This window comes from Microbacterium sp. GbtcB4 (assembly GCF_019091465.1).
Taxonomy (GTDB): Bacteria; Actinomycetota; Actinomycetes; order Actinomycetales; family Microbacteriaceae; genus Microbacterium; species Microbacterium paraoxydans.
This window is the reverse complement of sequence record NZ_JAGXJJ010000643.1, coordinates 1-233: the sequence shown is the minus strand read 5'-3', so window position 1 is coordinate 233 and position 233 is coordinate 1. Positions and strand designations below refer to the sequence as shown.

Below are 233 nucleotides of genomic sequence, written 5' to 3'. Positions count from 1 at the left end.
CGCTCTGGAGGGCGCACCCATTTCTGGGAAGGAGATCGTTCCGCATGACTGAGGTCGCCAACGACGAGAATGCCGGGGCCGCCGGCGCCCTGGTCGCCACCGAGATCGTCGAGCTCATCGACCGTCGCCAGGACGCCGTCCTGGGGCTCGCGGCCGGATCGACGCCGTTGCCCGTCTACCAGGCACTCCGCAGCCGCCTGGCGGGGCGCGACGACTCGCAGGTGCGCGGCTAC

At 71.2% G+C, this 233-nt stretch carries 1 pseudogene; it reads left to right on the top strand.

Annotated elements, in window-relative coordinates:
- Positions 1–44: 44 nt before the first annotated feature.
- Positions 45–233 (top strand): annotated as a pseudogene (locus KVS71_RS19100) (glucosamine-6-phosphate deaminase); the annotation flags it as partial.